The 26,368-nt window shown below is 71.5% G+C and carries 24 protein-coding genes; 2 read left to right on the forward strand and 22 right to left on the reverse strand.

The genetic code is table 11. The features are described from left to right. Positions 1 to 45: 45 nt before the first annotated feature. Together ACFYYB_RS24155 and fmt are read right to left on the reverse strand one after the other, a co-directional pair. On the reverse strand, positions 46 to 1,500 hold the full coding sequence (locus ACFYYB_RS24155; protein ID WP_389437354.1) for an RsmB/NOP family class I SAM-dependent RNA methyltransferase: 1,455 nt from the start codon (positions 1,498 to 1,500) through the stop codon (positions 46 to 48). 81 nt (positions 1,501 to 1,581) lie between these two features. Next, positions 1,582 to 2,526 carry a methionyl-tRNA formyltransferase gene (gene fmt / locus ACFYYB_RS24160; protein ID WP_389437355.1) on the reverse strand — a complete coding sequence of 315 codons (945 nt, stop codon included), beginning with the start codon at positions 2,524 to 2,526 and terminating at the stop codon, positions 1,582 to 1,584. A 261-nt stretch (positions 2,527 to 2,787) separates the two neighbouring features. Between fmt and ACFYYB_RS24165 the strand changes: the two genes are divergently transcribed. After that, complete coding sequence (locus tag ACFYYB_RS24165) at positions 2,788 to 3,321, forward strand: hypothetical protein (protein WP_389437356.1); 534 nt, start codon at positions 2,788 to 2,790, stop codon at positions 3,319 to 3,321. Between the two features lie 110 nt (positions 3,322 to 3,431). On the opposite strand, the gene ACFYYB_RS24170 is transcribed toward ACFYYB_RS24165, so the two are convergent. The 16 genes from ACFYYB_RS24170 to pyrR form a co-directional block, all read right to left on the reverse strand. Next, the gene (locus tag ACFYYB_RS24170; RefSeq protein ID WP_389437357.1) at positions 3,432 to 5,534 is read right to left on the reverse strand and encodes a primosomal protein N'; all 2,103 of its coding nucleotides are present in this window, start codon (positions 5,532 to 5,534) and stop codon (positions 3,432 to 3,434) included. 274 nt (positions 5,535 to 5,808) lie between these two features. Next, positions 5,809 to 7,017 carry a methionine adenosyltransferase gene (gene metK / locus ACFYYB_RS24175; protein ID WP_389437358.1) on the reverse strand — a complete coding sequence of 403 codons (1,209 nt, stop codon included), beginning with the start codon at positions 7,015 to 7,017 and terminating at the stop codon, positions 5,809 to 5,811. A gap of 195 nt (positions 7,018 to 7,212) precedes the next feature. Further along, on the reverse strand, positions 7,213 to 8,427 hold the full coding sequence (gene coaBC, locus ACFYYB_RS24180) for a bifunctional phosphopantothenoylcysteine decarboxylase/phosphopantothenate--cysteine ligase CoaBC (protein ID WP_389437359.1): 1,215 nt from the start codon (positions 8,425 to 8,427) through the stop codon (positions 7,213 to 7,215). Between the two features lie 111 nt (positions 8,428 to 8,538). Continuing rightward, positions 8,539 to 8,811 carry a DNA-directed RNA polymerase subunit omega gene (gene rpoZ, locus ACFYYB_RS24185; RefSeq protein WP_004948662.1) on the reverse strand — a complete coding sequence of 91 codons (273 nt, stop codon included), beginning with the start codon at positions 8,809 to 8,811 and terminating at the stop codon, positions 8,539 to 8,541. A gap of 79 nt (positions 8,812 to 8,890) precedes the next feature. Continuing rightward, complete coding sequence (gene gmk / locus ACFYYB_RS24190) at positions 8,891 to 9,454, reverse strand: guanylate kinase (protein ID WP_327307719.1); 564 nt, start codon at positions 9,452 to 9,454, stop codon at positions 8,891 to 8,893. A 61-nt stretch (positions 9,455 to 9,515) separates the two neighbouring features. Beyond that, positions 9,516 to 9,839 carry an integration host factor, actinobacterial type gene (mihF, locus tag ACFYYB_RS24195; RefSeq protein ID WP_250741333.1) on the reverse strand — a complete coding sequence of 108 codons (324 nt, stop codon included), beginning with the start codon at positions 9,837 to 9,839 and terminating at the stop codon, positions 9,516 to 9,518. A gap of 245 nt (positions 9,840 to 10,084) precedes the next feature. Beyond that, positions 10,085 to 11,059, reverse strand: coding sequence for a dihydroorotate dehydrogenase (locus tag ACFYYB_RS24200; protein WP_389437360.1), 975 nt, complete (start codon positions 11,057 to 11,059; stop codon positions 10,085 to 10,087). Beyond that, on the reverse strand, positions 11,056 to 11,916 hold the full coding sequence (locus tag ACFYYB_RS24205; protein ID WP_389437361.1) for a dihydroorotate dehydrogenase electron transfer subunit: 861 nt from the start codon (positions 11,914 to 11,916) through the stop codon (positions 11,056 to 11,058). Before ACFYYB_RS24205 ends, ACFYYB_RS24200 begins: the two co-directional genes overlap by 4 nt. Positions 11,917 to 12,175: 259 nt before the next feature. Beyond that, the gene (gene pyrF, locus ACFYYB_RS24210; RefSeq protein WP_389437362.1) at positions 12,176 to 13,027 is read right to left on the reverse strand and encodes an orotidine-5'-phosphate decarboxylase; all 852 of its coding nucleotides are present in this window, start codon (positions 13,025 to 13,027) and stop codon (positions 12,176 to 12,178) included. After that, entirely contained in the window at positions 13,024 to 14,133 is a 1,110-nt protein-coding gene (locus ACFYYB_RS24215; protein ID WP_389437363.1) for a quinone-dependent dihydroorotate dehydrogenase, read from the reverse strand. Before ACFYYB_RS24215 ends, pyrF begins: the two co-directional genes overlap by 4 nt. A gap of 79 nt (positions 14,134 to 14,212) precedes the next feature. Continuing rightward, complete coding sequence (carB, locus tag ACFYYB_RS24220) at positions 14,213 to 17,521, reverse strand: carbamoyl-phosphate synthase large subunit (protein ID WP_389437364.1); 3,309 nt, start codon at positions 17,519 to 17,521, stop codon at positions 14,213 to 14,215. Beyond that, positions 17,514 to 18,662: a glutamine-hydrolyzing carbamoyl-phosphate synthase small subunit gene (gene carA, locus ACFYYB_RS24225; RefSeq protein WP_389437365.1), complete on the reverse strand. Its 1,149-nt coding sequence runs from the start codon at positions 18,660 to 18,662 to the stop codon at positions 17,514 to 17,516. Before carA ends, carB begins: the two co-directional genes overlap by 8 nt. After that, positions 18,659 to 19,243: a hypothetical protein gene (locus tag ACFYYB_RS24230; RefSeq protein ID WP_266910417.1), complete on the reverse strand. Its 585-nt coding sequence runs from the start codon at positions 19,241 to 19,243 to the stop codon at positions 18,659 to 18,661. The genes carA and ACFYYB_RS24230 overlap by 4 nt, the downstream gene beginning before the upstream one ends. Further along, positions 19,240 to 20,526, reverse strand: a complete 1,287-nt coding sequence (locus ACFYYB_RS24235; protein WP_389437366.1) for a dihydroorotase — start codon at positions 20,524 to 20,526, stop codon at positions 19,240 to 19,242. Before ACFYYB_RS24235 ends, ACFYYB_RS24230 begins: the two co-directional genes overlap by 4 nt. A gap of 2 nt (positions 20,527 to 20,528) precedes the next feature. Beyond that, on the reverse strand, positions 20,529 to 21,518 hold the full coding sequence (locus ACFYYB_RS24240) for an aspartate carbamoyltransferase catalytic subunit (RefSeq protein ID WP_327307709.1): 990 nt from the start codon (positions 21,516 to 21,518) through the stop codon (positions 20,529 to 20,531). 150 nt (positions 21,519 to 21,668) lie between these two features. After that, complete coding sequence (pyrR, locus tag ACFYYB_RS24245) at positions 21,669 to 22,274, reverse strand: bifunctional pyr operon transcriptional regulator/uracil phosphoribosyltransferase PyrR (protein WP_389437367.1); 606 nt, start codon at positions 22,272 to 22,274, stop codon at positions 21,669 to 21,671. A 240-nt stretch (positions 22,275 to 22,514) separates the two neighbouring features. On the opposite strand from pyrR, the gene bldD reads away from it, so the two are divergent. Then, positions 22,515 to 23,015, forward strand: coding sequence for a transcriptional regulator BldD (bldD, locus tag ACFYYB_RS24250; protein ID WP_069929708.1), 501 nt, complete (start codon positions 22,515 to 22,517; stop codon positions 23,013 to 23,015). Positions 23,016 to 23,194: 179 nt separating this feature from the next. On the opposite strand, the gene nusB is transcribed toward bldD, so the two are convergent. The 4 genes from nusB to ACFYYB_RS24270 form a co-directional block, all read right to left on the reverse strand. Beyond that, positions 23,195 to 23,632 (reverse strand): transcription antitermination factor NusB, encoded by a 438-nt coding sequence (nusB, locus tag ACFYYB_RS24255; protein WP_214948214.1) that lies wholly within the window; start codon positions 23,630 to 23,632, stop codon positions 23,195 to 23,197. A gap of 2 nt (positions 23,633 to 23,634) precedes the next feature. Further along, positions 23,635 to 24,201 (reverse strand): elongation factor P, encoded by a 567-nt coding sequence (gene efp, locus ACFYYB_RS24260; RefSeq protein ID WP_243334327.1) that lies wholly within the window; start codon positions 24,199 to 24,201, stop codon positions 23,635 to 23,637. A 57-nt stretch (positions 24,202 to 24,258) separates the two neighbouring features. Next, positions 24,259 to 25,368, reverse strand: coding sequence for an aminopeptidase P family protein (locus tag ACFYYB_RS24265; protein ID WP_389437368.1), 1,110 nt, complete (start codon positions 25,366 to 25,368; stop codon positions 24,259 to 24,261). 117 nt (positions 25,369 to 25,485) lie between these two features. Continuing rightward, positions 25,486 to 26,262: an AAA family ATPase gene (locus ACFYYB_RS24270; RefSeq protein ID WP_389437369.1), complete on the reverse strand. Its 777-nt coding sequence runs from the start codon at positions 26,260 to 26,262 to the stop codon at positions 25,486 to 25,488. Positions 26,263 to 26,368 lie beyond the last annotated feature (106 nt).

Here is a 26,368-nt window from a genome sequence, read left to right on the forward strand (position 1 = left end):
CGCCGGACCAGACCAGACCGGACCAGACCAGACCGCTCCGCCCAGCTACCCGGTCCTGCGGATCAGCGCCAGGTACATCGCGTCCGTCCCGTGCAGGTGCGGCCACAGCTGTACGTCCGGGCCGTCGCCCAGGGCCGGGACCTCCTGCATGTACGGTCGCGCGTCGATCAGTTCCGCCGCGATCGGGGCCGCACCCGCGCCCCGGCCCTTCAGTACGTCCTCCACCACCACACGGGTCTCCGCCAGGTGCGGCGAGCACGTCGCGTAGCCCACGACGCCGCCCACCCGGACGGCCGAGAGCGCCTCGCGCAGCAGTCCGCGCTGGAGCGGCGCGAAGCTCTCCAGGTCTTCCGGACGGCGGCGCCAGCGCGCCTCCGGGCGGCGGCGCAGGGCGCCGAGGCCCGAGCAGGGCACGTCCATCAGGACCCGGTCGAAGGAGCCCGGCAGCCACGGCGGGCGCGTGCCGTCGGCCGTGATGACCTGGTAGGGGCCCGGGTTGCCGGCGAGCGCGCGCTCGACCAGCCGGGCCCGGTGGGGCTGTTTCTCGGAGGCCAGCAGGAACGCACCCCGCTGGGCGGCGAGCGCCGCGAGCAGCGCCGCCTTGCCGCCCGGTCCGGCGCATCCGTCCAGCCAGCGCTCGTCGCGGCCCTCGACCGGGACGGCCGCCAGGGCCATCGCCACCAGCTGGCTGCCTTCGTCCTGGACACCGGCGCGGCCGTCGCGCACCGCCTCCAGCGCGCCCGGCTCGCCGCCCTCGGCCATCCGGACCGCGTACGGGGACCAGCGCCCGGGCAGCGCCGAGTCCTCGCCCACCGCCTCCAGCAGCTCCTGGGCCGTGGACCGCCCGGGCCGTGCGACGAGCGTGACCTCGGGCCGCTCGTTGTCGGCCTCCAGCAGGTCCTCGATCCCGGCCCGGCCGCCGCCGAGCGAGTCCCACAGGGCGCTGACGACCCACCTCGGGTGCGAGTGGAAGACCGCGAGGTGCTCCTCGGCATCGTCCTCGTACGGCGGGGCGACCTTCTCCAGCCACCCCTCCAGGTCGTGCGCGGAGATCTTGCGCAGCACCGCGTTGACGAACTTCGCCCGCCCGTCCCCGAGCACCACCCGGGCCAGCTCCACGCTCGCGGACACCGCCGCGTGGGTGGGGATCCGGGTCCCGAGCAGCTGGTGCGCACCGAGCGACAGCACGTCGAGCACCGGCGGGTCGACCTCGCGCAGCGGCCGGTCGATGCAGGCCTTGATGACCGCGTCGTACGTGCCCTGGCGGCGCAGGGTCCCGTAGACGAGCTCGGTGGCCAGCGCCGCGTCCCGCGCTTGGAAGGTCTCGTCCTTGCGGGCCTTCTTCAGCAGCGGGGGCAGTACGAGGTTCGCGTAGGCGTCACGCTCGTCCACCGCCCGCAGCACCTCGAAGGCCAGCATCCGGACGGGGTCCTTCTTGGGCCTCCGGTAGGGCTTGGCCGACTTGCCGGGCTTGCCGCCGCTCTTGGGCTGTTCGCTCACGTGAAAGGTGCTCCGGATTTACGTACCGCTGGGATGGAACAAGACAAACGAAACAAGGAAGAAAAAGATCGAACTCGGAAATCAGCCTACGTCGGTCCCGCCCAGCCGCTCGCCGGGGGCGATCCGCACCCCGCGCGCCCAGTCGGCGGCCTTCATGGGCTTCTTGCCCTGCGGCTGCACCCAGAGCAGTTCCACGGCGTGCGAGCCGGTGCCGACGTAGACGTTGTTCTTGGCCACACCCAGGTCACCCGGCGTGAGGTCCGTCCGGTCCGCGACCGGCTTGACCGAGACCAGCTTGAGCCGCTCCCCCCGGAAGACCGTCCACGCGCCCGGCGCCGGGGTGCAGCCGCGCACCAGCCGGTCGACGCGCATCGCGGGCGCCTTCCAGTCGACCCGGGCGTCCTCGACGGTGATCTTCGGCGCGAGCGAGATCCCGTCGGCCGGCTGCTCCACCGCGCGCAGGGTGCCGTCCTCGATGCCGTCCATGGTGGCGACCAGCAGTCCGGAGCCGGCGAAGGCGAGGCGGGTCAGCAGGTCGCCGCTGGTGTCGGTGGGCCGGATCTCCTCGGTGAGGATCCCGAAGACCGGGCCGGTGTCCAGCCCCTCCTCGATCCGGAAGGTGGACGCACCGGTCACCTCGTCCCCCGCCATGATCGACTGCTGCACGGGCGCGGCACCGCGCCACGCGGGCAGCAGCGAGAAGTGCAGGTTGACCCAGCCGTGCTTGGGGATGTCCAGGGCGCCCTTGGGGATCAGCGCACCGTAGGCGACCACCGGGCAGCAGTCGGGCCCGATCTCCCGCAACCGGGCCTGGAACTCCGGGTCGCGCGGCCGGGCGGGCTTGAGCACCTCGATGCCGGCTTCCTCGGCGCGCTCGGCGACGGGGCTGGCGACCAGGCGACGGCCCCGGCCGGCCGGGGCGTCGGGCCGGGTGACCACGGCGGCGACCTCGTGACGCCCGGAGGCGATCAGAGCGTCCAGGGCGGGCACGGCGACCTCGGGGGTGCCTGCGAAGACGAGCTTCACTGGGGTCTACCTCGCTATCTCGGCTGTCAGCAGCACACCAGTCTATGGTCTGTCCGCCCACGGTCCCACCTGCGTCGCACCGCCCGCCCGAGGGGGCGTACGCACACACGCGCGCTCCTCGCATATGCCGACACGCCCCCACAGCGTGACCTGCCCACCCGGTAGCGCGTTGGTCAAAAGAGATTGACCGAAACGGGCCGCGAAACAGAACGGTGTCTGCGGCCCTATCCGCTCTTCAGCACCGGTTCGAGAGGCTTCTTCATGGCCGACCACGCCACCCACGACGCCCAAGCACGGGCCAGCCTGCACCTCCTGGTGCGGGACATCGAGCGGGTTCGCCGGCAGGTGGATGCTCTGCGTACGCTCACCGCCCAGCTCGGCAACGTCTACCGCCCGCGCCGCTCAGGCCCGTCCACGGGCTTCGTCGTCTACGGCCGGGCACCCGCGCCCACCGTCCGCCTCGCCCAGGAGCTGCGGGACAGCGTCGAGACGCTGGTCACCGCCGCGGTGGACTTCGACCGCTCGCTCGGCTTCTCGTGGGACGCGGTCGGCTCGGCGCTCGGCGTCACCAAGCAGGCCGTCCACCGGCGCTACGGTGCGCGGCGGGCGCAGAGCGCCGAGTCCGCCGAGCGGGAGCCGCTGGCGGAGGGCACGACCACCACCACCACGACGACCCGGACCCTGGGCCCCCTGCCCACCGTCCCGGCGGCCCGCTCGGTGCCGCCGCAGCCGGTGCGCGAGGAGGCGGGCGCCTCGTCCCGCCCCGCAGCCTTCCCCGGCCCCCGCAACGGCTGACACCCACCGTCGGGACGCCGACCCCCGACGAACCCCCGCCCCCGGCGCACCGGCCCCAGGCCACCCCGCCGGGGGCTCCGTCGTTCCCGGCGACAAAGCCCTGCCCGGCCCTAGCCGATGTCCAGGGGATCGATCCGGATCCGGACCGCCTCCGCCGCCGGAACCCCCCGCGCCAGCCGAGCCACTTGCGCGGCCTTCAGCGCGGCCGCCAGCGCGGCCCCGCTCCCGGGCGGGACCCGGACCAGCGCCCGCTCTCCCGCCGACGGCTCTCCCCGGAGCCCGGGGAGCGGCACGGGCCCCAGCACCTCCGCGTCCGGCGGCAGTCCGGCCCCCGCCAGGAAGGCCTTCACCAGGTCGGCGCTGCCCGCGGCCACCGCCGCCATCCGGGACACCGGCGGGAATCCGAGCTGCGCCCGCTCCGCGAGCTCCCGTACCGCGTGCCCGACGGGATCCCACCGCACCAGCGCCTGGACCGGCCGCAGCGTCGGCTCGGCGACCACCACCACCTGCCCGTCCCCCCGTACCAGCGAGGCCGCCGCGAGCCACCGCCGCAGCGCGTCCTCGCTCGCCCGCAGGTCGGGCCGGCTCAGCATGGCCCAGCCGTCCAGGAGCAGCGCCGCCGCGTACCCGGGGCCCGCCGCGACCGGCTCGGCGCCGGGCGTGGACACCACCAGCGCGGGCCGGTCGGGTACCTCGTCCAGGATGTGGTCACGCCCGGAGGTGCGTACGGGTACGGCCGGGAAGGCCCGCCCCAGCTCCTCGGCGGTCCGCCGCGCTCCCACCACCTGGGCCCGCAGCCGGAACGATCCGCACTCCTCGCAGTGCCAGGCCGGCTCGGCCCTTCCGCACCACCCGCAGTGCAGGTCCCGCTGGTCGGGCGCCTCCAGCGGCCCCGCGCAGACCGTGCAGCGCGCGGGCGTCCGGCACCGCTCGCACGCCAGCCGCGGCACGTAGCCCCGCCGGGGCACCTGGACGAGCACGGGCCCGGTCTTCAGTCCCTCCCGGACGGTCTCCCACGCGAGGCTCGGCAGCCGTGCGGCCCGCGCGGCCCCGTCGCGGGCCAGCAGTTCGTCGCCGACGGTCCGGATCCGGGGCGCGTGGGTCCGGACGGTCTCGCGGTCGGCGACCAGCGGCCGGGCCCAGCCGGACTCGACGAGCTGCGCGGCCTCCACCGTGCAGCTGGTGCTGCCCACCAGGAAGGCGCAGCCGTCGGTGACCGCGCGCAGTTCCAGCACCTCCCGCACGTGCGGGAAGGGGGCGTGGACGTCGCTGTGGCTGGAGTCGCCGTCGTCCCAGACGGCGACGAGCCCGAGGTCCCGTACGGGGGCGAACATCGCGGCCCGGGTGCCGACCACGGCCCGCACCGAGCCCCGGCTGACGGCCAGCCACTCGCGGTAGCGCTTCTCCGGGCCGGACTCGGCGGTCAGCAGCGCGTGCCGCCCCTCGCCGAGCAGGGCGGTGAGCGCCGCGTCGACGCGGGCGGCTGTGCGTCCGTCGGGGACCACGGCGAGGGCGCCGCGTCCGGAGGCGAGGGTGGCGGCCATGGCGCGGGCCAGCTCGTCGGCCCAGCCGGGGCCGGGCAGGGCGGTCCACACGGCGCGCGGGGTTCCGCCGCCCGCCAGGGCGCGCAGGAAGCCGGGGCCGGCTCCGTACCGCTCCCAGCCGGCGGGCTCGGGCGCGGCGGGCGGGGGCAGCGGTTCGGGGGACGGCTTGGACTCGGCGCGGGCGCTGCGCGCGGGCAGCGCGAGCTGGAGCACGTCGGCGAGGCTGCCGGCGTACCGGTCGGCGACGGCGCGGGCCAGGGCGAGCATGCGGGGGCCGAGCACGACCTCGGGCGAGACCACCTGGGCGAGGGCGGCGAGGGCTCCGTTGTAGTCGGACTCGGCGCGGCGTTCGATGACGAAGCCGTCGATGAGCCCGCCGCCCTCGCGGCGGCCGCCGTGGACCCGGTGGGAGCCCGCGCCGAAGCGGACCCGGACGCGGACGCCGGGCTGGGCGTCCGCGGAGAGTTCGGCGGGGACGGCGTAGTCGAAGAGCCGGTCGAGGTGGAGCACGCCCTTGTTGACCAGGACCCGGGCCACGGGCAGTTCCTCGGCGATGGAGGCCCCGCGCCAGGTCCGCGGCTTGGCCTTGGGTGCCTTGGCCTTGGCCTCGGCGACCATCTCCCGCATCAGCGCCAGCTGCTCCGGCGGGGAATCGTTCGCGCTGCTCACAGCAGCATTCTTACCAAACGCCACCGACAGTGGCGTCCAGGGTGCGGGCGGCCCTCCCGAGATCTTGTCGGGCGGCGGCGGTCCTGCGGTCCTTCAACACGGGGTTCGCACCCCGCTCCAGATGAAGCCGTCGCCCTTCGCACCGGGAGGACTGCGCCAGCGTATGCGCGGGGAAGCGGCCGCACCAACGGAATACGGCCCCGGACCACAGGGGTCCGGGGCCGTCCGTCGAGCAGGTGCTACGAGCGGGTCCTACGAGCAGGACGCGCGGGTCCTACAGGCCGGCAGCGGCGCGCAGGGCGTCCACGCGGTCGGTGCGCTCCCAGGTGAAGTCCGGCAGCTCGCGGCCGAAGTGGCCGTAGGCGGCGGTCTGGGCGTAGATCGGGCGCAGCAGGTCGAGGTCGCGGATGATCGCGGCCGGGCGCAGGTCGAAGACCTGGGCGATGGCGTTCTCGATCTTCTCGACGTCGACCTTGTGCGTGCCGAAGGTCTCCACGAACAGACCGACGGGCTCGGCCTTGCCGATCGCGTACGCGACCTGGACCTCGCAGCGCGAGGCCAGACCGGCGGCGACCACGTTCTTGGCGACCCAGCGCATGGCGTACGCGGCGCTGCGGTCGACCTTGGACGGGTCCTTGCCCGAGAAGGCGCCGCCACCGTGACGGGCCATGCCGCCGTAGGTGTCGATGATGATCTTGCGGCCGGTCAGGCCGGCGTCGCCCATCGGGCCGCCGATCTCGAAGCGGCCGGTGGGGTTGACCAGCAGGCGGTAGCCCTCGGTGTCGAGTTTGATGCCGTCTTCGACGAGCTGGTTCAGCACGTGCTCGACGACGAACTCGCGAATGTCCGGGGCGAGCAGCGAGTCCAGGTCGATGTCCGCGGCGTGCTGCGAGGACACGACGACGGTGTCGAGGCGGACGGCCTTGTCGCCGTCGTACTCGATGGTGACCTGGGTCTTGCCGTCGGGGCGCAGGTACGGGATGGTCCCGTTCTTGCGGACCTCGGACAGCCGCTTCGAGAGGCGGTGCGCGATGTGGATCGGGAGCGGCATGAGCTCGGGGGTCTCGTCGCAGGCGTACCCGAACATCAGGCCCTGGTCGCCGGCGCCCTGCTTGTCGAGCTCGTCCTCATCGCCCTCGACCCGCTTCTCGTACGCGGTGTCGACACCCTGCGCGATGTCCGGGGACTGCGCGCCGATGGACACCGACACGCCGCAGGAGGCGCCGTCGAAGCCCTTCTTCGAGGAGTCGTAGCCGATCTCGAGGATCTTGTCGCGGACGAGCTGCGCGATCGGCGCGTACGCCTTCGTGGTCACCTCTCCCGCGATGTGGACGAGACCGGTGGTGATGAGGGTCTCCACGGCGACGCGCGAGGTCGGGTCCTCGGTGAGGAGCGCGTCGAGGATGGTGTCGCTGATCTGGTCAGCGATCTTGTCGGGGTGACCCTCGGTCACAGACTCCGAGGTGAACAGGCGACGGGACACAACGCTCCCTGGGGTTGCAGCGGCTGCTGGCTGAAATTTTGGTGGAACGACATCGGAGGCTGCGCCCGATCACGTTCCGGCTGCAGTTTATCGGTCGCCACCGTTCGCCGGACCACCCGTCTCGCCCTATGGGAGCCGTGTGACCTGCGACACTCCATTCTTACCCAAGGAGCAGCCTGCGGAAAGGGCCTCCGCTCAGGCGCGTCGCGCCGCGAGTCGCGGGGCCACCTGGTCCCAAATCACGTCTGCCAGCGATTCCTTCGGACCGTAGGGGACGGCGAGTTCGCTTCCGTCGGAGGACAGGATGACCGCCTCGTTCTCCTCGGAACCAAAGGTCTTCGCCTCACCCACCTCGTTCACGACGAGAAGGTCACACCCCTTGCGGAGGAGCTTGCTCCGCCCGTTGGCGAGGACGTCGTCCGTCTCGGCGGCGAATCCGACCACGACCTGGCCCTCCCTGGCCCGGTCGGAGGAAATCTCCGCGAGAATGTCCGGATTACGTACGAGGGTGACCGGTGCGGGCTCCTGCCCGTCCTTCTTCTTGATCTTCCCGCCCGCGTACTCGGCCGGCCGGAAGTCGGCCACGGCCGCGGCCATCACCACCGCGTCGGCGTCCGCGGCGGCCTTGAGCACGGCCTCGCGCAGCTGCAGGGCCGTCCCGACCCGTACGAGGTCCACCCCGGCGGGGTCGGCGAGCGCGGTGTTGGCGGATACCAGGGTGACCCGGGCCCCGCGGGCGACCGCGGTACGGGCGAGGGCGTAGCCCTGCTTGCCGGAGGAGCGGTTGCCGAGGAAGCGGACCGGGTCCAGCGGCTCACGGGTGCCGCCCGCGCTGATCACCACGTGCCGCCCGGCGAGGTCGGGCTCGGCCACCCCGCGGGCGAGGACCCTTGCGCACACCTCGAAGATCTCCTCGGGGTCGGGCAGCCGCCCCTTGCCGGTGTCCTTGCCGGTGAGCCGGCCGACGGCGGGCTCGATGACGACGGCGCCGCGGCGGCGCAGCGTGGCCACGTTCTCCCGGGTCGCCGGGTGCTCCCACATCTCGGTGTGCATCGCGGGTGCGAACACCACGGGACAGCGCGCGGTGAGCAGCGTATTGGTGAGCAGGTCGTCGGCCAGCCCGTGGGCGGCCTTGGCCAGCATGTCGGCGGTGGCCGGGGCGACGACGACGAGGTCGGCGGTCTGCCCGATGCGCACGTGCGGCACCTCGTGGACGCTCTCCCAGACCTCGGTGGAGGCCGGGTTCCCCGAGAGGGCGGCCCAGGTGGCCTCCCCCACGAAGTTCAGCGACGCCGCCGTCGGCACCACGCGGACGTCGTGCCCGGACTCGGTCAGCCGGCGCAGCAGCTCGCACGCCTTGTAAGCGGCGATCCCGCCACTGACTCCGAGCACGACCTTCGGCTTACCCACCACACACGCCCCTTCGGCTGACTGCGTCGACTGACTACGACGACACCTCTATGACACACCACAGGCCCGGCAGATGGTCTGCCGGGCCTGTGATGAAAGGACACTCGTGTCTTACTGAGCCGGGGCCTCGATGGCCTCGGAGGTCAGCAGACCCGCGTTGATCTCGCGCAGCGCGATCGAAAGCGGCTTCTCGTGGACGTGGGTGTCCACCAGCGGGCCGACGTACTCGAGCAGGCCCTCACCGAGCTGCGAGTAGTACGCGTTGATCTGACGGGCACGCTTGGCCGCGTAGATCACGAGGCTGTACTTCGAGTCCGTGGCCTCGAGCAGCTCGTCGATCGGCGGGTTGATGATGCCCTCGGGCGCAGTAATGGAAGAGGACACGCTCTACCTTCCGAAGATGGGGTCATACCTAGAAGTGTCGATTTCGGACCGTTCGGACCGGTTGAACACCGGTCAACGATCAGACGACATTCATCAAGGCTAGCAGCTCGCGCGCGACGTCCTCGACCGAGGTGTTGACCAGGGTGCTGTCGAACTCGGATTCGGCAGCAAGTTCGATCTTGGCGGCGCCGAGCCGGCGCTCCACGACCTCCGCCGTTTCGGTGCCCCGGCCGGTGAGCCGGCGGACCAGTTCGTCCCAGCTCGGAGGAGCCAGGAAGACCAGCTGTGCCTCGGACATGGACTCGCGTACGAGCCGTGCGCCCTGGAGATCGATCTCCAGCAGGACCGGCTCGCCGTTCTCCAGGCGTTCCAGCACTGCGCCGCGCGGTGTGCCGTAGCGGTTGCCCGCGAACTCGGCCCACTCCAGCAGCTCGCCATTGGCGATCAGCTTGTCGAACTCGTCGTCGTTGACGAAGAAGTAGTGGACTCCGTGTCGCTCACCGGGCCGCGGCTTGCGGGTGGTGGCCGACACCGAGAGCCAGACCTCGGGGTGAACCTTGCGCATATGCGCGACGACCGTGCTCTTGCCGACCCCCGAAGGGCCGGAGAGCACGGTCAGCCGCGGACGAACCTCTGCTGCCATAGAGCGATTATCCAGCTTCTCGGGACTGCCTGAGAACGCCGGGAGAACTTCGGACGACGCCTTAGGCGGCGTTACCGCCGAACTCACGCTCCAGAGAGGCGATCTGGTTGGAACCGAGACCTCGGACACGCCGTGACTCGGAGATGCCGAGGCGCTCCATGAGCTGCTTGGCACGCACCTTGCCGACGCCGGGCAGGGACTCCAGGAGAGCGGAAACCTTCATCTTGCCGATGACGTCGTTCTCCTGCCCCATCTTGATGACGTCGTGCAGGGAGGCGCCGGAGTGCTTGAGTCGATTCTTCACCTCGGCCCGCTCCCGGCGAGCCGCGGCGGCCTTTTCGAGCGCTGCTGCGCGCTGTTCAGGGGTAAGGGGCGGAAGAGCCACGCCTACGTCACCTCGGATGTCGAACTGTCGGATACGGACCAGTGAAATGCCGGAAGGCATCACACCAGGCGAGCCCCCGAACAGCGGTGGTGCTCGATCGCTGCTCGTTCACTCTGCTCGGAGACTAGCGGCCATGACCGCTCCAGTCAGCGAGAACGGACGAAAAGTCCTGGTCAGCCTCCACTGAACCGTACATCACGGACAAACCACCCCGGATTTGTCCGGTGAAAGACGTTCGAATTTCGTCAGCGAGTGCGATGAGCGAGCCCGACGGCGTCCTCGAACGCTCCGATCCCGCGTGCGGCGAGCGCCGCGCGCAGGTCTTCGCGGATCCTCAGGGGCGCGGACGGATCGTTGAACAGGGCGGTCCCGACCGCCACCCCCGAAGCGCCGGCGAGGACGAATTCGAGCGCGTCCCGGCCGGAGGCGATCCCGCCCATCCCGAGGACGGGGACCCGCCGGACGGCGCCGGCCAGCATCGCCCCGTGGACCTGGAAGACGCAGCGGACGGCGACGGGCCGGATCGCCGGGCCGGAGAGGCCTCCGGTGACCCCGGCGAGGGCCGGGCGCATGGTGTCGGTGTCGATGGTCATCCCGAGGACGGTGTTGATCATCGAGAGCCCGTCGGCGCCCGCCTCCGTACACGCCGCCGCGATGTCCGTGATCCGTGTCACATCGGGGGTCAGCTTGGCGTAGACGGGCAGTGCGGGGTCGGCCGCCGCCTTGACCGCCTTGACCACCTCGAAGGAGGCGTCGGCGTCACAGGCGAAGACGAGACCGCGGTTCGCGACGTTGGGGCAGGAGATGTTGGCCTCGATGCCGACCACGCCGGGCTGCCCGGTCAGCCGGGCGGCCGCCTCGGCGAACTCCTCCGTACGCTCCCCCGCGACCGATACGAGCACCCGCGCCCCGCGCTCGGCCAGCCAGGGCAGCTCGTGCTCGACGAAGTGGTCGATGCCGGAGCCCTGGAGCCCGATGGAGTTCAGCATCCCGCTCGGGGTCTCGGCCATCCGCGGAGTGGCGCGGCCGGAGCGGACGTACGGCATCACGGTCTTGGTGGTGATCGTGCCGAGCTCGTGGAGGGGGGTGAACCGGTGCAGCTCGCGGCCGTAGCCGGCGCAGCCGGAGGCGGTGGAGACGGGGTTCGGGAGGGTGACGTGAGCGCCGAGGGGCGCGGACATGTCCACGTCTTCGGGGTTGAGGGGGCTCAGGGGATTCACCGGTCGGCGCTCGCCTTCGGGGTCATGGCGGCCGCGCCTTCGAGGTCCTCGGGCAGGGTTCCGGCGTCGTCCCAGCGGACGGTCGTGCCGTCGAAAACGGGGCCGGATGTGCAGGAGCGAAGGAAACGGGTGACGCCGTCGGGACCGGTGACGGGCAGGACGCAGCTCATGCAGATCCCGATCCCGCAGGCCATGGCCTCCTCGACGGCGGTGTGGCTGGCGGCTCCGGCGGCGGTGGCGATCTCCGTGACGGCCTTGAGCATGCCCATCGGGCCGCAGGAGTGGACCTCGGTGGCGCCGATCCCGTTGATGGCCTCGAGCAGGGGTCCCGTGACCCGGCCCCGGCGGCCGGCGGAACCGTCGTCGGTCACCACGTACACGTGCTCGGCGAGGGCCTTGGCCCGCTCGACCCCGAACAGCCGGTCGGCGGTGGACGCGCCGAGCACGAAGGCGACCCGGCCGCCGCGGCCGAGGATCTCCTCGGCGAGGGCGAACATCGGGGCGCTGCCGTAGCCGCCGGCGACCAGGACCGCGCCGACCGGGCCGTCGGGGAGCGGGAAGGGGGTCCCGAGGGGGGCGATGAGGTCCACGGTGTCGCCGGGGCGGTGCGCGGCCAGTGCCCTGGTCCCGCGGCCGGCCTCGGCGAAGACGAACTCGACGGTGCGGGTGGCCGGGTCGGCGCGGTGGATGGAGAAGGCGCGGCGCAGCAGCATCGCGGAGTCCCGGCCGCCGATGGCGAGGGCACCGAAGTGGCCGGGGCGGACGCCGGTGACGCCGGGGGCGTCGAGGACGAGGTGGTGGTAGGCCCCGACGGGCTCGATGCGCCGGATCGTGGCGGCGGTCTGTACTGGGGGCACGCGGGGCGCTCCGTCCGGGGTAGTGGCCGTAACCCCCCACCCCATGATCACCCTGCGGCCCCCTCCCCCGCACCGGTCCGAAGCCCCGACCCACCGGGCCCTACGCCCTGACCCGCCGGCCGGTTTCCGCTGCGCGGGCTGCGCCCGGACCCCTGGGGCTCCGGGGGCCGGCCCCCGGAACGGCACCGCACCCGGCAACGGGTCCGGGGCGCAGCCCCGGGGAAGGGGCGGAGGGCGGGTGGGGGACGGCCCCGCAGGGCTACGCCGCTACGGCCGCGCGGATCTCGTCCGCGAAGGTCCGGGCCGAAGCGCGGAGCGCGGCCGCGTCGGGCCCGTGCTTCAGCACGCCCCGCGACACGTTCGGGACGACATTGCGGACGGCCGCGCCGAACACCGCCGGGAGGTCCGCCGCGGTGGCGCCCTGCGCGCCGATGCCGGGGGCCAGCAGCGGCCCGTTGATGTCCAGGTCGAAGGAGGACAGGTCCCCCAGCGTCGCCCCGACCACGGCTCCGAAGGAGCCCATCGGGGAGGCTCCGGCGTTCTCCTGCGCCAGGTGCGCCAGCATCGTCGCTCCGATCGTGCGGCCGTCCGACCGCACCGCCCGCTGGACCTCCGCACCCTCCGGGTTGGAGGTCAGGGCCAGCACGAACAGACCGGCTCCCGACTCCCGTGCCAGGTCGACGGCCGGCTTCAGCGAGCCGTAGCCCAGGTACGGGGAAACCGTGAGCGCGTCGGAGAAGAGCGGGGACGAGGGCGAGAGGAAGGTCTCCGCGTACGCGGCCATCGTCGAGCCGATGTCACCCCGCTTGGCGTCCATGACGACCAGCGTGCCCGCCGCCCGCGCGTCGGCCACCGTCTGCTCCAGCACCGCGATCCCCCGCGAGCCGAACCGCTCGAAGAACGCCGCCTGGGGCTTGAAGACCGCGACCGAGTCGGCCAGCGCCTCGACCACCGTGCGGGAGAACTTCTCCAGGCCCGCGATGTCGTCGTTCAGGCCCCAGGAGGCCAGCAGGGCGGCGTGCGGGTCGATGCCGACGCACAGCGGCCCGCGGGTGTCCATCGCCTCGCGCAGCCGCGTACCGAAGGGGATGACAGGAGTCGCAGAGGTCACAGGGCGGCCTTTCGGGTTTCCGCGCCCACCGCTTCGGCGAGCGTCGCGTACGGACTGGCGGCCAGGCGCGCGGCCAGGCCCTTGTGGATGGCGCGGGCGTAGCAGGGGCCCTCGTAGATGAAGGCGCTGTAGCCCTGGACCAGGCTCGCGCCGGCCAGGATCCGCTGCCAGGCGTCCTCGGCGTTCTCGATGCCGCCGACGCCGACCAGGACCAGACGGTCGCCCACGCGGGCGTACAGCCGGCGCAGGACCTCCAGGGAGCGCTCCTTGACCGGGGCTCCGGACAGGCCGCCGGTCTCCTTGACCAGCGAGGGGTCGGACTTCAGGCCGAGGCTCTCGCGGGCGATCGTCGTGTTCGTCGCGATGATGCCGTCGAGGCCCAGCTCCAGGGCCAGGTCGGCGACCGCGTCCACGTCCTCGTCCGCGAGGTCCGGGGCGATCTTGACGAGCAGCGGGACCCGCCGGTCGGTGACGACGCGGTCGGCCGCCTCGCGGACGGCGCTCAGCAGGGGCCGCAGGGACTCCGTGGCCTGGAGGTTGCGCAGGCCCGGGGTGTTCGGGGAGGAGACGTTGACGACGAGGTAGTCCGCGTGCCGGGCGAGGCGCTCGGTGGAGGCGACGTAGTCGGCGACGGCCTCCTCCTCGGGGACGACCTTCGTCTTGCCGATGTTGACGCCGACGACCGTCTTGAAGACGGGGTTACGGGCCGCCAGGCGGTCCGCGACGGCCGCCGAGCCCTCGTTGTTGAAGCCCATGCGGTTGATCAGCGCACGGTCCGGGACCAGCCGGAACAGCCGCTTCTTCGGGTTGCCGGGCTGGGCCTCGGCGGTGACGGTGCCGATCTCGATGTGGTCGAAGCCGAGCATCGACATCCCGTCGATGGCGACGGCGTTCTTGTCGAAGCCGGCCGCGAGCCCGAAGGGGCCGTGCATCCGCAGTCCGAGGGCCTCGGTGCGCAGGGACGCGTACCGGGGGGCCAGGTAGGCGGCCACGAAGGTGCGCAGCACCGGGGTGCGGGCCGCGAGGCGGATCCAGCGGAAGGCCATGTAGTGGGCCTGCTCCGGGTCCATCCGCTTGAAGACGAGGTTGAAGAACAGTTTGTACATCGTCCGAAATATCCCTTTGGCGCTCATGAAAGGGGGGACACCGGTCGCTGTCGCCGATGCCCCCCTTTCTTACGGGCTACTAGTCGCGGGCCGCCGTCAGCCGCTCCGCGTGCTCCTGGAGCGAGCGGACGCCGACGTCGCCGCGGTTGAGCGCGTCGATGCCCTGGACGGCCGCGGCGAGAGCCTGGACCGTGGTGAGGCACGGGACTCCGCGCGCCACGGCGGCCGTACGGATCTCGTAGCCGTCGAGGCGGCCACCGGTGCCGTACGGGGTGTTGACGATCAGGTCGACCTGGCCGTCGTGGATGAGCTGGACGATGGTCTTCTCGCCGTCGGGGCCCTCGCCCTCGCTGAGCTTGCGCACGACGGTGGCGTTGATGCCGTTGCGGCGCAGGACCTCTGCGGTGCCGGAGGTGGCCATCAGCTCGAAGCCGTGGGCGACGAGCTCGCGCGCCGGGAAGATCATCGTGCGCTTGTCGCGGTTGGCGACGGAGATGAAGCAGCGGCCCTTGGTGGGCAGCGGGCCGTAGGCGCCGGCCTGCGACTTGGCGTACGCCGTGCCGAAGACGGAGTCGATGCCCATGACCTCGCCGGTGGAGCGCATCTCCGGGCCCAGCACGGTGTCGACGCCGCGGCCGTGGATGTCGCGGAAGCGCGACCACGGCATGACGGCCTCCTTGACGGAGATCGGCGCGTCGAGCGGCAGGGTGCCGCCGTCGCCGGTCTTCGGCAGCATGCCCTCTTCGCGGAGCTCGGCGATGGTGGTGCCGAGCGAGATGCGGGCGGCGGCCTTCGCGAGCGGGACCGCGGTCGCCTTCGAGGTGAAGGGCACGGTCCGGGAGGCGCGCGGGTTGGCCTCCAGGACGTAGAGGATGTCACCCGCCATCGCGAACTGGATGTTGATCAGGCCGCGGACGCCGACGCCCTTGGCGATGGCCTCGGTGGAGGCGCGCAGCCGCTTGATGTCGTAGCCGCCGAGGGTGATCGGGGGCAGGGCGCAGGCCGAGTCGCCGGAGTGGATGCCGGCTTCCTCGATGTGCTCCATGACGCCGCCGAGGTAGAGCTCGGTGCCGTCGTAGAGGGCGTCGACGTCGATCTCGATCGCGTCGTCGAGGAACCGGTCGACCAGCACGGGGCGGGTCGGCGAGATCTCGGTGGACTCGGCGATGTACGAGGACAGCCGGTCCTCGTCGTAGACGATCTCCATGCCGCGGCCGCCGAGCACGTACGAGGGGCGTACGAGGACGGGGTAGCCGATCTCGTCGGCGATGGCCTTGGCGCCGGCGAAGGTGGTGGCGGTGCCGTGCTTGGGGGCGGGCAGGCCGGCCTCGGCGAGGACCTGGCCGAAGGCGCCGCGGTCCTCGGCGGCGTGGATGGCCTCCGGCGGGGTGCCGACGACGGGGACGCCGTTGTCCTTGAGGGCCTGGGCGAGACCCAGCGGGGTCTGGCCGCCGAGCTGGACGATGACGCCCGCGATCGGGCCGGCGAGCGACTCGGCGTGGACGATCTCCAGCACGTCTTCGAGCGTCAGCGGCTCGAAGTACAGGCGGTCGGAGGTGTCGTAGTCGGTGGAGACGGTCTCCGGGTTGCAGTTGACCATCACGGTCTCGTAGCCGGCGTCGCTGAGGGCGAAGGAGGCGTGGACGCAGGAGTAGTCGAACTCGATGCCCTGGCCGATGCGGTTCGGGCCGGAGCCCAGGATGATGACCGCGGGCTTCTCGCGGGGCGCGACCTCGGACTCCTCGTCGTAGGACGAGTAGAAGTACGGGGTCTTCGCGGCGAACTCGGCGGCGCAGGTGTCGACCGTCTTGTAGACCGGGCGGACGCCGAGCGCGTGGCGGACCTCGCGGACGACGTCCTCGCGCAGGCCGCGGATCTCGGCGATCTGGCTGTCGGAGAAGCCGTGGCGCTTGGCCTCGGCGAGCAGCTCGGGGTGGAGCTTGTCGGCGGCGGCCAGCTCGTCCGCGATCTCCTTGATGAGGAAGAGCTGGTCGACGAACCAGGGGTCGATCTTCGTGTACTCGAAGACCTCTTCCTGGGTGGCGCCGGCGCGGATGGCCTGCATGACGGTGTTGATGCGGCCGTCGGTCGGGCGGACCGCGGTGGCCAGGAGCTCTTCCTTGTCGCCGGTGGGGCCGACGAAGGTGAACTGCGAGCCCTTCTTCTCCAGCGAGCGCAGGGCCTTCTGGAGGGCCTCGGTGAAGTTGCGGCCGATGGCCATGGCCTCGCCCACCGACTTCATGGTGGTGGTGAGGGTGGCGTCGGCCAGCGGGAACTTCTCGAAGGCGAAGCGCGGGGCCTTGACGACGACGTAGTCGAGGGACGGCTCGAAGGAGGCCGGCGTCTTCTCGGTGATGTCGTTGGGGACCTCGTCGAGCGTGTAGCCGATGGCCAGCTTCGCGGCGATCTTGGCGATCGGGAAGCCGGTGGCCTTCGACGCGAGCGCGGACGAACGGGACACGCGCGGGTTCATCTCGATGACGATGACGCGGCCGTCGACCGGGTCGATCGCGAACTGGATGTTGCAGCCGCCGGTGTCGACGCCGACCTCGCGGATGATCGCGATGCCGATGTCGCGCAGCCGCTGGTACTCGCGGTCGGTGAGGGTCATCGCCGGGGCGACGGTGATGGAGTCGCCGGTGTGGACGCCCATCGGGTCGAAGTTCTCGATGGAGCAGACGACGACGACGTTGTCCTTGGTGTCGCGCATCAGCTCCAGCTCGTACTCCTTCCAGCCGAGGATGGACTCCTCCAGGAGCACCTCGGTGGTCGGGGAGAGCATGAGGCCCTGGCCGGCGATGCGGCGCAGCTCTTCCTCGTCGTGGGCGAAGCCGGAGCCGGCGCCGCCCATGGTGAAGGAGGGGCGCACGACGACGGGGTAGCCGCCGAGGGTGTCGACGCCCTGGATGATGTCGTCCATCGTGTGGCAGATGACCGAGCGGGCGGACTCGCCGTAGCCGATCTTGGCGCGGACGGCTTCGACGACGCCCTTGAAGAGGTCGCGGTCCTCGCCCTTGTTGATCGCCTCGACGTTGGCGCCGATGAGCTCGACGTTGTACTTCGCCAGCACACCCTGCTCGTGCATGGAGATGGCGGTGTTCAGCGCGGTCTGGCCGCCGAGGGTCGGGAGCAGCGCGTCGGGGCGCTCCTTCGCGATGATCTTCTCGACGAACTCGGGGGTGATCGGCTCGACGTACGTGGCGTCGGCGATCTCCGGGTCGGTCATGATCGTGGCGGGGTTGGAGTTCACCAGGATCACCCGCAGGCCCTCGGCCTTGAGGATGCGGCAGGCCTGGGTTCCGGAGTAGTCGAACTCGGCGGCCTGGCCGATGACGATCGGGCCGGAGCCGATGACCAGGACGGACTGGATATCGGTGCGCTTAGGCACGCTCGGCCTCCATCAGATTTACGAAGCGGTCGAAGAGGTACGCGGCGTCGTGCGGGCCGGCGGCCGCCTCGGGGTGGTACTGGACGGAGAAGGCCGGCTGGTCGAGCAGCTGGAGGCCTTCCACGACGTTGTCGTTGAGGCAGACGTGGGAGACCTCGGCGCGGCCGTAGGCGGTCTCCGAGACCTTGTCGAGGGGCGCGTCCACGGCGAAGCCGTGGTTGTGCGCGGTGATCTCGACCTTGCCGGTGGTGCGGTCCTGCACCGGCTGGTTGATGCCGCGGTGGCCGTACTTCAGCTTGTAGGTGCCGAAGCCGAGCGCGCGGCCCAGGATCTGGTTGCCGAAGCAGATGCCGAAGAGCGGGGTCTTGCGGGCGAGGACGCCCTGCATGACGGAGACCGCGTGGTCGGCGGTGGCCGGGTCGCCCGGGCCGTTGGAGAAGAACACGCCGTCGGGGGCGACCGCGTACACGTCCTCGACGGTGGCGGTGGCGGGGAGCACGTGCACCTCGATGCCGCGCTCGGCCATCCGGTGCGGGGTCATGCCCTTGATGCCGAGGTCCACGGCGGCGACGGTGAACTTCTTCTCACCGATCGCGGGGACGACGTACGTCTCCTTGGTGGAGACCTCGGCGGACAGGTCGGCGCCCTTCATCTGCGGGGCGGCCTGCACCTTGGCCAGCAGCGCCTCGTCGCGGACGCCGTCCCAGGCCTCGCCCGAGAAGATGCCGACGCGCATGGCGCCGCGCTCGCGCAGGTGGCGGGTCAGGGCGCGGGTGTCGATGCCGGAGATCCCGACGACGCCCTGCCTGACGAGCTCCTCGTCCAGCGAGCGCACGGAGCGCCAGTTGGAGGGGACGCGGGCGGGGTCGCGTACGACGTACCCGGCGACCCAGATGCGGGAGGACTCGGGGTCCTCGTCGTTGACGCCGGTGTTGCCCACGTGAGGGGCGGTCATCACGACGACCTGCCGGTGGTACGACGGGTCGGTGAGGGTCTCCTGGTAGCCGGTCATGCCGGTGGAGAACACGGCCTCGCCGAAGGTCTCCCCCACAGCGCCGTAGGCGCGGCCGCGGAAGATCCGACCGTCCTCCAGGACGAGTACGGCGGGAGCTTTGGCTGCTCCCCTGGTGGAGGTCGTCATCGTTCGGCGCCTTCCGTCGTGGTGATTGAGTGGTTCATGTCGTTGATCGCTTCGACCCAGGCGGCGTGTTCGGCCGCGCGGTCGGAGCGGAATCCGGAGTCGATCAGCCTGTCGCCGTGCGCCCATGTGACGACGAGGAGACCGCCTTCGGTGAGTACCTTGCCCGCGATTCCCTTGTCGAGGCGGGCGCCGCGCAGCTGCGCGGCCGGTACGAAGAAGTCGGTGGCACCCGGACGGACCACGTCGAGGCCCGCGTCGGTGAGCGCGAGCTCGACCCGGCTGCGGACGCCCAGTCCGTGGGCGACGATCCGGTCGAGCCACTGCCCGGCGGTGGTGGACCCGTGGTACCGGCCGGTCAGGGCCAGCCGGTGCTCGGGGAGACCGCCGGGGGCGGCGGGCAGCTCCGGCAGATCACTCTGCAGGGTGCCGCGCCATTTCCAGCCCTGCCGCATCAGCCAGTACACGAAGGCGATGAAGACGAGCAGACCGATCACCCACGCGATGCGGGCGCCCCAGTCCGTCACCTCCGCCGACTGTCGTTCGGCGGCCTCGGCGGCCAGTTGGATTACTGCAGGTGTCACGCCAGCGTCCCGTCCACGACCGTTGCCCGGCCCCGCAGGAAGGTGTGAGTGACGCGCCCCGGCAGCTCACGGCCCTCGTAAGGCGTGTTGCGGCTGCGGGAGGCGAAGTGTGCGGGGTCCACGACACCACGGTACGAGGTATCGACCAAGGTCAGGTTCGCGGGTTCACCTGCCGAGACGGGGCGACCGTGGTTCGGAAGGCTGCCGATGCGCGCCGGGGCGAAGGACATGCGTTCGGCGACGCCCGCCCAGTCGAGCAGTCCGGTCTCCACCATCGTCTGCTGGACGACGGAGAGCGCGGTCTCCAGGCCCACCATGCCCATGGCGGCGGCGGCCCACTCGCAGTCCTTGTCCTCGTGCGGGTGCGGGGCGTGGTCGGTGGCGACGATGTCGATCGTGCCGTCGGCGAGCGCCTCGCGCAGGGCCAGCACGTCGCGCTCGGTGCGCAGCGGCGGGTTGACCTTGTAGACCGGGTTGTACGAGCGCACGAGCTCGTCGGTGAGGAGCAGGTGGTGCGGGGTGACCTCGGCGGTGACGTCGATGCCGCGGGACTTGGCCCAGCGGATGATCTCGACGGATCCGGCGGTGGACAGGTGGCAGATGTGGACGCGGGAGCCGACGTGCTCGGCGAGCAGCACGTCGCGGGCGATCACCGATTCCTCGGCGACGGCCGGCCAGCCGCCGAGGCCGAGCTCGGCGGAGACGATGCCCTCGTTCATCTGGGCGCCCTCGGTGAGGCGGGGCTCCTGGGCGTGCTGGGCGACGACGCCGCCGAAGGCCTTCACGTACTCCAGGGCGCGGCGCATGATGACCGCGTCGTCCACGCACTTGCCGTCGTCGGAGAAGACGGTGACGCGGGCGGCGGACTCGTGCATGGCGCCGAGCTCGGAGAGCTGCTTGCCCTCCAGGCCGACGGTGACGGCGCCGATGGGCTGGACGTCGCAGTAGCCGGACTCCTTGCCCAGGCGCCACACCTGCTCGACGACGCCCGCGGTGTCGGCGACGGGGAAGGTGTTGGCCATGGCGAAGACGGCGGTGTAGCCGCCGGAGGCGGCGGCGCGGGTGCCGGTGAGGACGGTTTCGGAGTCCTCGCGGCCGGGCTCGCGCAGGTGGGTGTGGAGGTCGACGAGGCCGGGGAGGAGGACCTGGCCCGCGGCCTCGATGACGGTCGCGTCGCCGGCGTCGAGGCCGGTGCCCACGGCGGCGATGGTCTCGCCGTCGATCAGGACGTCCTGGACGTCGCCACCGAGTACCTTCGCGCCACGGATAAGGATCTTGCTCATCTTTACTTGCTCTCCTCGGTGCGGGGCGTGCTGGTGGTGGTGACGGCGGGCTCGGAGCCTCCGAGCAGCAGGTACAGGACGGCCATGCGGATCGAGACGCCGTTGGTGACCTGCTCGATGACCGTGCAGCGCTCCGAGTCGGCGACCTCGGCGGTGATCTCCATGCCGCGGACCATCGGGCCGGGGTGCATGACGATGGCGTGCTCGGGCATGCGGGCCATCCTGGCGCCGTCCAGGCCGTAGCGGCGGGAGTACTCGCGCTCGGTCGGGAAGAAGGCGGCGTTCATCCGCTCGCGCTGCACCCGCAGCATCATGACGGCGTCGGACTTCGGCAGCACCGCGTCCAGGCTGTACGAGATCTCGCACGGCCAGGCCTCGACGCCGACCGGGACCAGGGTGGGCGGGGCCACCAGGGTGACCTCGGCGCCGAGGGTGTGGAGCAGCTGGACGTTGGAGCGGGCGACCCGGCTGTGCAGGACGTCGCCGACGATCGTGATCCGGCGGCCGTTCAGGTCCTTGCCGAGCCCGGCGTCCTTGCCGACCAGGCGGCGGCGCATGGTGAAGGCGTCGAGCAGGGCCTGGGTGGGGTGCTCGTGGGTGCCGTCGCCCGCGTTGATCACCGGGGCGTCGATCCAGCCGGAGGTGGCGAGGCGGTAGGGCGCGCCGGAGGCGTGGTGGCGGATGACGACCGCGTCGACGCCCATGGCCTCCAGGGTCTGGGCGGTGTCCTTGAGGGACTCGCCCTTGGAGACGCTGGAACCCTTGGCCGCGAAGTTGATGACATCGGCGGAGAGTCGCTTCTCGGCGGCCTCGAAGGAGATCCGGGTCCGGGTCGAGTCCTCGAAGAAGAGGTTGCAGATCGTGCGGCCGCGCAGGGTGGGCAGCTTCTTGATCGGCCGGTCCGCGACTCGGGCCATCTCCTCGGCGGTGTCGAGGATCAGGACGGCGTCGTCGCGCGTGAGATCGGCGGCCGAGATGAGGTGGCGCTTCATCCGGGTGCTCCGTAAGTCGTTGAGTTCAAAGCCGTGGTGAGGTCAAGGCCGTGGTGAGGTCGAAGCCATGGGAGGGCAGACGGGCTGGCTGGGGGTGCGGGCAGGGCGGATTCCGGCGCGGACCCGAGGGGCCCGGCCGGAGGCACGGGACTACTGCCCGGCTGCCCGGTCGGTCCGCTGGCCGAGCAGCACGGCGTCGCGGCCGTCCTCCTCCTGGACCTGGACCTGGACGTTCTCCCGCAGCGACGTGGGGAGGTTCTTGCCGACGTAGTCGGCGCGGATCGGCAGTTCGCGGTGGCCGCGGTCGACGAGGACCGCCAGCTGCACCGCGCGGGGGCGGCCGAGGTCGCCGAGGGCGTCGAGGGCGGCACGGATGGTCCGGCCGGAGAAGAGAACGTCGTCGACGAGGACGACCAGGCGGCCGTCGATGTCGTCGCCGGGAATCTCGGTGCGGCCGATGGCGCGGGCCGGCTTCATCCGCAGGTCGTCGCGGTACATGGTGATGTCGAGGGAGCCGACCGGGATCTTCGTACCGGTGATCTCTTCAAGCTTGGCGGCCAGCCGGCGGGCGAGGAAGACACCGCGGGTGGGAATGCCGAGGAGCACCACGTCGTCGGCGCCCTTGGCGCGTTCGACGATCTCGTGGGCGATGCGGGTCAGAACCCGGGCGATGTCCTGCGCTTCGAGAACGGGGCGCATGACATCCGCAACTGTTTTCTGATCCTGCTGGTTCTGCCGGTCGTGCTGAGTGTCCATGAAAAGGACCTCCTTCTCCGCCTCACGGGACGGACCTTAAAGGACGTCGGATCTACGCGTTCCACGGTACCAGGGGGATTCCCGCGACCCGACATCGGGGCAGTCCAGGACCCCTCTTACGTGGGCGTCGGAGACCATTCGGCTTGACGCATCCAAGTAACGCTGCGTAACCTCACAGTGAGTTACCAGCCGCGCGGCGGAGCCGCACGTGGTCATGTCGTCACAGCGTCCGGGAGCGTTATGTCCAGCGAATACGCCAAACAGCTCGGGGCCAAGCTCCGCGCCATCCGCACCCAGCAGGGCCTTTCCCTCCATGGTGTCGAGGAGAAGTCCCAGGGCCGTTGGAAGGCCGTGGTGGTCGGTTCTTACGAGCGCGGAGACCGCGCCGTGACCGTCCAGCGTCTTGCCGAGCTGGCGGACTTCTACGGGGTGCCCGTGCAGGAACTGCTGCCCGGTACGACCCCCGGCGGAGCGGCCGAGCCGCCGCCGAAGCTGCGCCTGGACCTGGAGCGCCTCGCCCACGTCCCCGCCGAGAAGGCCGGCCCGCTGCAGCGTTACGCGGCGACCATCCAGAGCCAGCGCGGCGACTACAACGGCAAGGTGCTCTCGATCCGCCAGGACGACCTGCGCACCCTCGCCGTCATCTACGACCAGTCGCCCTCGGTCCTGACCGAGCAGCTCATCAGCTGGGGCGTACTGGACGCGGACGCGCGTCGTGCGGTGGCGCACGAGGACATCTAGTCCCCCACGCCTCAGCAGAAACGTTTACCGGTGGGTGCCGGGAGCCGACAGGCTCCCGGCACCCACCGGTTTTCTCATGCCCGCACGGCCGCCCGAAGGCGTCTTGGGGGCGTACGACGGAGGGCCCGCAGCGCGCGTGCGCTGCGGGCCCTCCGTTCACGCCGTACCGGCGGCGCCGGTCAGCTCTCGCTGCGGCGCAGCTTCGGCTTGAGGTCCTTGAAGCGGCCGAGCAGCCCGTTCACGAACGAGGGCGACTCGTCCGTGGAGAACTCCTTGGCCAGCTGGACGGCCTCGTCGATGGCCACGGCGTCCGGGGTACCGTCGACCCAGATCAGCTCGTAGGCACCGAGACGCACGATGTTCCGGTCCACGACCGGCATGCGGTCGAGGTCCCAGTCCACGGCGTAGGTGGCGATCAGATCGTCGATGCGGTCCACCTTGTCGGCGTACCCCTCGACGAGTTCCATGGTGAACTCGTTCACCGCGGGCTGACGGTCGGTGTCCGACCGCGAGTGGCGGACCCAGTCCGCGAGGACCTCGCGCACGGAGACCCCGCGCTGGTCGGCCTCGAACAGGATCTGGAAAGCGCGCTTGCGCGCGTTGCTCCGGGCAGCCACGGTTAGCTGTTCACCCGGCCGAGGTAGTCGCTGGTGCGGGTGTCGACCTTGATCTTCTCGCCGGTGTTGATGAAGAGCGGGACCTGGATCTCGTGGCCCGTCTCCAGCGTCGCCGGCTTGGTGCCACCGGTGGAGCGGTCGCCCTGGACGCCCGGGTCCGTGTGCTCGATGGTCAGCTCGACGGCGGCCGGGAGCTCGACGTAGAGCACCTCGCCCTCGTGGCGGGCCACGGAGGCGGTGAAGCCCTCGATCAGGAAGTTGGCGGCGTCACCGACGGCCTTCTTGTCGACCATCAGCTGGTCGAAGTCCTCCATGTCCATGAAGACGAAGTACTCGCCGTCCATGTAGGAGAACTGCATGTCGCGGCGGTCGATGGTGGCCGTCTCGACCTTGGTGCCGGCGTTGAACGTCTTGTCGACGACCTTGCCGGACATGACGCTCTTCAGCTTGGTGCGCACGAAGGCCGGGCCCTTGCCGGGCTTGACGTGCTGGAACTCGACGACGGACCAGAGCTGGCCCCCGTCGAGCTTCAGCACCATGCCGTTCTTGAGGTCGTTCGTGGAAGCCACGGTGTGGGAATCTCCTGCACTGGAAGACCACGGGTGCGCGCACAGCCCGGCGACGGGCTAGAGCGCGAGCAGCTCCTTGGTCGTAATGGTGAGTAGCTCGGGACCGCCGTCCGCCTCGGGGCGTACGACGAGCGTGTCATCGATCCGGACACCACCCCGGCCAGGGAGGTGAACCCCCGGTTCGACGGTGACCGGCACGCAAGCGTCCAGTTTACCCATGGCCGTAGGTGCAAGCTGCGGGTCCTCGTCGATTTCGAGACCGACACCGTGTCCGGTCCACGCCGCGAGGGCCTCGCCGTGACCTGCGGAGTCGAGGACGGAGCGGGCCGCGTGATCCACATCGCGGTACGCGGCCCCGGGCAGCAGGGCCTCCCGGCCCGCCCGCTGGGCAGCGAAGACGAGGTCGTAGAGCTCGATCTGCCAGCCGGCCGGGGTCGTGCCGATCACGAAGGTGCGGCCGATCTCGCAGCGGTAGCCCCGGTAGTTCGCGCCGAGGCAGACGGAGAGGAAATCACCCTCCTCGACCCGCCTGTCCGAAGGCCGGTGCCGGGAGCGGCCGGAATGCGGCCCGGTGCCGACGGAGGTCGGGAAGGCCGGTCCGTCGGCGCCGTGGTCCACCAGGCGGCGTTCCAGTTCCAGGGCGAGGTGCCGTTCGGTGCGGCCCACCAGGATCGATTCCAGCAGCTCCCCGAGGGCTTGGTCGGCGATCTCGGCGGCGATCCGGAGGCAGGCGATCTCCTCCTCGTCCTTGACGAGGCGCTGTTGTTCCACGGCGGTCCCCAGGTCCGCCAGGCGCAGCCCCGGCGCCACCGAGCTCAGGGCGCGGTGCCGGCCGACGGTGAGGTGGTGTTCCTCGACGGCGAGGGAATCGGCGCGGGCGAGGGAGGCCGCGTCGGCCGCCGCGACGGCGGGATCCGCGCCGGGGCCGGCCAGCACGGAGAGCCGCAGGTGCTCGTCGAGCCGTCCCTCGTCGGCCTCCCCGGTGGGCTGTCCGGCACAGAACAGCATGTCCTCACCGCCCGGACCCACCAGCAGGACCGCGCCCAGCGGCGACGCCCCGGAGAGGTAACGGACGTTCGCCGGACGCGTGATGAGTGCGGCGGCGTTTCCGGCGGCCGCACAGCGGTCGCGAAGCAGGCCCCGGCGGGCCGCGTACACGTCTGACATGTCTCCGAGCCTACGAGCGCTGCGCGCATCCGGCCTGGTGAGCGCAGCCGTACGGGGGCCGGACCGGGCCGACCGGCCCCCGGCCGGGGACTCGGCCGGCCGGTTCCGCAGGCCGATTCAGTAGGCGGGCTGCGAGATGACGCGGGCCAGGGTCTCGTCCAGGGCGCGTGCGGTGCCCTCGACGTCGAGGTGGGAGTTGTCGATGATCGGCAGCCCGGAGCCGTACCAGCCGGCCATGCGGCCGTGGATCCGCGCGACCTCCTCGTCGGAGAGGCGCCGGTTCCCCGAGCGGGCGGCGTTGCGCTCCAGGACGATCTCCAGGCCGGGCAGCAGCACGACCGGCAGCAGCGCGGGCCCCACGTGCCGCTTCCAGCCGCCGAGGCCCACCACTGGCCGGTCCGGGAACACGGCGTCGTCGAGGATGCACGAGATCCCGTTGGCCAAGAAGTTCCGGGCGGCGAAGCCGCAGGTGCGGCGGGCGAGGCGGTACTGCGCCTCGGAGTGGTCGTTCCAGCCGGCCTGCGGATCCGCGAAGCCGGAGCACACCCATTCCCGTACGTCGTCCAGGCTGATGTGCGCGGTGGGGACGGGCCGGGTGCCGGCCCAGTGGCGGGCCACCGTGGTCTTGCCGGCGCCCGCGGGGCCGATCAGCAGGACCGCGAGGGTGGCGCCGCCGGTGCCGTGGGCGGCGGGCGGCAGCGGGACGTGCCCGGTGAACCCGTCCGGCGGACCCGGTACGGACGGGGGCGCCGGGGGCGCCGCGGGCGTGGAGGGCACGGGCGGCATGGAAGACGCGGGCCAGCCCGCCGCCGGCGCTGCCGGCGGCTGCGCGGGCGCCGCCGGGTGTCGACTCCCCGGCGGCTCCCAGCCCCCGCCTCCCACTCCTTGGTGCATTCCGCTGCCACTCCGTCTCGTTCCACCCGACTGATACGAGAACGTTATATGACCCCGGAGGCCCGCCGGGTCACGCGGCGGTCGCGAGGTGGCCGGCCCCGGCCGG

The organism is Streptomyces sp. NPDC002886 (genome assembly GCF_042888445.1).
Lineage (GTDB): Bacteria > Actinomycetota > Actinomycetes > Streptomycetales > Streptomycetaceae > Streptomyces.